This is a genomic window from Verminephrobacter aporrectodeae subsp. tuberculatae At4, assembly GCF_000193225.1.
Classification (GTDB): Bacteria; Pseudomonadota; Gammaproteobacteria; order Burkholderiales; family Burkholderiaceae_C; genus Acidovorax; species Acidovorax aporrectodeae.
In genome coordinates, this window is record NZ_AFAL01000067.1 from 1 (window position 1) to 4,285 (window position 4,285).

The 4,285-nt window shown below is 68.3% G+C and carries 6 protein-coding genes and 1 pseudogene; 1 reads left to right on the forward strand and 6 read right to left on the reverse strand.

Annotation, left to right across the window (positions count from 1 at the left end; all coding sequences use genetic code 11):
* From VTU_RS0102815 to serB, 4 genes are read right to left on the reverse strand one after another with little or no spacing between them, the layout of a single operon-like run.
* Positions 1-468, reverse strand: coding sequence for a DUF2721 domain-containing protein (locus tag VTU_RS0102815; RefSeq protein ID WP_010100542.1), 468 nt, complete (start codon positions 466-468; stop codon positions 1-3).
* Between the two features lie 41 nt (positions 469-509).
* A complete protein-coding gene (locus tag VTU_RS0102820) occupies positions 510-1,112 on the reverse strand; it encodes a chromate transporter (protein ID WP_010100545.1) in 603 nt (200 codons plus the stop codon).
* Complete coding sequence (locus tag VTU_RS0102825) at positions 1,109-1,690, reverse strand: chromate transporter (RefSeq protein ID WP_010100546.1); 582 nt, start codon at positions 1,688-1,690, stop codon at positions 1,109-1,111. Before VTU_RS0102825 ends, VTU_RS0102820 begins: the two co-directional genes overlap by 4 nt.
* A gap of 40 nt (positions 1,691-1,730) precedes the next feature.
* On the reverse strand, positions 1,731-2,444 hold the full coding sequence (gene serB, locus VTU_RS0102830; protein ID WP_010100547.1) for a phosphoserine phosphatase SerB: 714 nt from the start codon (positions 2,442-2,444) through the stop codon (positions 1,731-1,733).
* A 198-nt stretch (positions 2,445-2,642) separates the two neighbouring features.
* Between serB and VTU_RS0102835 the strand changes: the two genes are divergently transcribed.
* Positions 2,643-3,134, forward strand: coding sequence for a DUF192 domain-containing protein (locus VTU_RS0102835; RefSeq protein ID WP_010100548.1), 492 nt, complete (start codon positions 2,643-2,645; stop codon positions 3,132-3,134).
* Positions 3,135-3,143: 9 nt separating this feature from the next.
* On the opposite strand, the gene VTU_RS0102840 is transcribed toward VTU_RS0102835, so the two are convergent.
* Positions 3,144-3,728 (reverse strand): Fe-Mn family superoxide dismutase, encoded by a 585-nt coding sequence (locus tag VTU_RS0102840; RefSeq protein WP_010100549.1) that lies wholly within the window; start codon positions 3,726-3,728, stop codon positions 3,144-3,146.
* 154 nt (positions 3,729-3,882) lie between these two features.
* Positions 3,883-4,203, reverse strand: a pseudogene (locus tag VTU_RS25435) (type II toxin-antitoxin system HicB family antitoxin); the annotation flags it as partial.
* Between the last annotated feature and the right edge of the window lie 82 nt (positions 4,204-4,285).

Here is a 4,285-nt window from a genome sequence, read left to right on the forward strand (position 1 = left end):
TCAGCGCTTTTCCCGGTCCTTCGCCCCTGCGCGCAGCAGGGGAAAGTTCAGCAGCCGGGTGGCCAGCAGCGTCTCGGCCAGAAAACACACCAGCGCCAGCAAAAACGACAGCACCCCGGCCAGAAAACCGGCCACGGCGAGCCGGCTGCCCTGGAAGTCGGTGGTCTCGCCCAGGAACAGCAGGATGATGGTCACGCCGATCAGGAACGCGCAGAGGGTGAGCAGCCCGATGCAGCCATTCGCCAGCCGCCCGCGCAGCCGCAGTTCGGCGAGTTCGCCGTGCGCGCGGGCCAGGAGCTCCGGATCGGCGCCGGCGCGGTCTTCGACCACGCGCGCGCGGTCGATGATGCGCGCCAGCCGGCTGGCCACCGCACCGATCATTCCGGCGACGGCCGTGAGCAGGAACACCGGCGCCACCGCGAGCTGTATGCCGTGGGTGATGGCAGAGGAATCGAGGGTCAGGGCCATGGGGGGTGACGCGGCGCGCCGGTAGCAAGGACAGACACGCTCTACACCCAGCCCAGCGCGCCCAGCAGCGCCCCGGCACCGAGCAGCCACAGCAGGTGCAGCCGGGTGCGCCATACCAGCAGCATGCTCGCGGCGCTCAGCAGCCACAGGGGCCAGTCGGTCGCAGGCACGCCATGCGCACGCGCGAGCACCCAGGCGGTGGCCAGCAGCAGGCCGATCACCACCGGCGCCATGCCCTGCTTGAAGGCGCGCACGGCCCGCCGTGCGCGGTTGCGCTGGCCCCAACGGGCGGCGCTCCAGGTCAGCAGGCTGCTGGGCAGCAGCACGCCCAGCATGCACAGGGCCATTCCCAGAGCGCCCAGCAGTCCGCTGGCGATGCCGCCGCCGCCCGCGTTGATCCCGACGTTCCAGCCCAGCAGGGCGACGAACAGCACGTTCGGGCCGGGGGCCGCTTGCGCGATGGCGATCGACGCGCTGAATTGCGGATCGCTCAGCCAAGCCTGCCGCTCGACCAGAAAGCGGTGCATCTCGGGTGCCACGGGGAGCACGCCGCCCACCGTCAGCAGCGAGAGCGACAGGTGGTACAGAAACAGCTGCAACCAGTCGCTTGCGCCGAACGCGGCAAATTGCACGGCGGGGGTCATGGCGCGAGCTTTCTCCAGGTCAGCGCGCAGGCCGCGCCGCCCAGCACCGGCAGGATGCAGAACAGCGGCAGCCGCAGTGCGACCATGGCCACGCTGGTCAGCGCCGCCAGCAACGCGCAGCATGGACGGCCCAGCGGGTGCTTGCCGAGCGCGACGAAGAGCTTGATTCCCACCCCGGCGATCAGCCCTGCGGCCACGGCGCCCATACCGCGCAACGCACCGGCGACTGCCGGCTGGCTCGCGAGCCCGGCATACGCCACGGCCAATGTCAGCATCAGTATGAGCGGAAGCGTCAGCATGCCGGCGAACGCGGCGAGCGCGCCGCGCAGACCGAAATAGCGGTCGCCAAGCATGATGCTCAGGTTGACCACGTTGGGCCCGGGCATGATCTGCGCCACCGCCCAGTCCTCGACGAACTCCTCGTTGCTCAGCCAGCGCTTGCGCTCGACCAACTCGCGCTGCACCACGGCGAGAACGCCGCCAAAGCCCTGCAACGCGAGCCAGCTGAAGGACCAGAACAGGTCGGCCGGACCGCGGGGGCGCGGATGATCGGGCGGAGGGTCGGTGGTGGATGCCATGGGCGCCCAAGCGTGCAGGGAGCAAGATGCAGGGGGCCGCTCAGCGCAGCACCTCGAGCAGGCGGTCGAGCCCGCCCCGGGTGATGGCCACCTTGGCCTGCGCGCGCACGGCGGGCTTGGCGTGATAGGCCACGGACAGGCCCGCAGCGTCCATCATCGGCAGGTCGTTCGCGCCGTCGCCCACGGCAATCGTCTGCGCCGGCGAAATGCCCATGAGCGACGCCAGTTCCAGCAGCGTGCGGCGCTTTTGCGCGCCGTCGCAAATGTCGCCCCAGACCTGGTCGAGCATGCGGCCGGTGAGTTGGCCGTTTTCCACCTCCAGCACGTTGGAGCGGGCAAAGTCGATCCCCAGGACCGCGCGCACGCGGTCGGCAAAGAAGCTGAAGCCGCCGGACAGCAGCAGCGTGCTCAGGCCCGCGGCCTGCGCGGCGCTGACGAGTTCCCTGGCGCCGGGATTCAAGCGCAGGCGCTCCGCGTACACCTGCTCCAGGTGCTGCACGCGCACGCCCCTGAGCAGGGCCACGCGCTGGCGCAGGCTTTCCTTGTAGTCGGTGATCACGCCCTGCATGGCCGCCTCGGTGATCGCTGCGACCTCGGCCTTGCGGCCCACGGCGTCGGCGATCTCGTCCACGCACTCGATGTTGATGAGGGTGGAATCCATGTCGAAGGCGATGAGCTTGTAGCCGGACAGGGACAGCGGGGGCACGACGCCCTGAACGACGAGGCCGGGGGCGAATTCGGTGGTGTGGGTCATGGCAGGGGCAGCGGCGCCGGGGATCGGGTGCGCAATGGTAGCGCCCCGCCTGCGCTGCGCCGTACTATCGGCAGCAGCGCCACGCGAATCCATCGACGCACCCGCTGACGGCATTCGGCGCTGCTATCGTTGCGCGCCCGGGCCCAGCGCCCGCAGCGCCGTCCATTCCTTGTCCATGCCCATCCGAAAGCCGCGCCCATGACCGCTCTCCCCCCCGCCCCCCTGCCCTCCACGGCCGCCGCCCGCCTCGCACGCCGCGCCGCAGCAGCGCTGACGCTGGTGGCCAGCGTGCTCGCGGCGCAGGAAGGGCCGCAGCTGGATCTGCGCCGGGTCGAACTCAGCGCGGGCCTGCACCGCATCGACGCCCAGGTCGCGCTCGCGCCCCGGGAACGCCAGATCGGGCTCATGCACCGCAAGCAGATGCCGCAGCACGAGGGCATGCTGTTCGTTTTCGAGCAGCCCGCGCGGCAGTGCTTCTGGATGAAGGACACGCTGCTGCCGCTCACGGCCGCATTCGTTGCGGACGACGGCAGCATCGTGAACCTGGAGGACATGCAGCCCCGGGCGCTGGACGAGCACTGCTCTGCCAAGCCCGTGCGCTATGTGCTGGAGATGAACCAGGGCTGGTTTGCCCAAAGGGGGATCCGGGCCGGCGCCAAGCTCGGCGGCGCGCCGTTCCAGCGCCCGTGACCGGCCGGATCAAGCGGCAAAGTTGGCCTGTGCGAACTTCCAGTTCACCAGCTTGTCGAGGAAGGTTTCGACGAACTTGGGACGCAGGTTGCGGTAGTCGATGTAGTACGCATGCTCCCACACGTCCACGGTCAGCAATGCCTTGTCGGCGCTGGTCAGCGGCGTTCCGGCGGCGCCGGTGTTGACGATGTCCAGGCTGCCGTCGGCTTTTTTCACGAGCCAGGTCCAGCCCGATCCGAAGTTGCCCACGGCGCTCTTGACGAACGCCTCCCGGAAGGCCGCGTAGCTGCCCCACTTGGCGGCGATGGCGGCGGCCAGCGCGCCCGAGGGCTCACCGCCGCCCTGCGGGGCCATGCAGTTCCAGAAGAACGTGTGGTTCCAGATCTGGGCCGCGTTGTTGTAGATGGCGCCGCTTGACTTCTTGACGATTTCTTCGAGCGCCATGGATGCGAATTCGGTGCCCTTTTGCAGGTTGTTCAGGTTCACCACGTAGGCGTTGTGGTGCTTGCCGTGGTGGTACTCCAGGGTTTCCTGGCTGTAGTGCGGTGCCAGTGCGTCGATGGCGTAGGGAAGCGGGGGCAGGGTGTGTTCCATGGTGGGGTTTCCTCGTGGTTTGAAATTCCATCATGCATTGGCTCCAGGGCCGATGCATGCCGTCGGGCACGGCGCGAGGGGGCATTGTAGGAACATCGGCCGGTCCATGCCGGCCCGGGCTGGTGGCTTGGCACAAGTCGCTTGGGGCTCAGGCTTCCTGGGGGGTGGTGTTCAGGCGCCGGGCCAGTTCAGCCGGACGGATGTGCTGCTGCACCATTTCGTTGAGCAACAAAACTTTGGCCGACACGCTCGCGGGAAGCTCGACGACAGGCTGTCCACGCCCGGGTTTTGACGGCACAGGGACAGCGCGTTTGTCTTCAAAATAGAACTCCATTGCCGTCTCCAGTGCGTCCTGCGCCATTGCCAGGGCTTGCCCGGCGGTCTCGCCCTGGGTAATGGCTTCCGGGATGTCGGGAAAAGTCACGACAAAGCCGCCATCGGCTTCATCCGGGGTCAGGGTGACCGGGAATTTCATGGGCGCCTCTCCTCGTTATTTCAGACCCAGTTGCCTCTTGATGCCAAGGCAGCAGCAGGGATCATCCCGTGCCAAAGCGCCC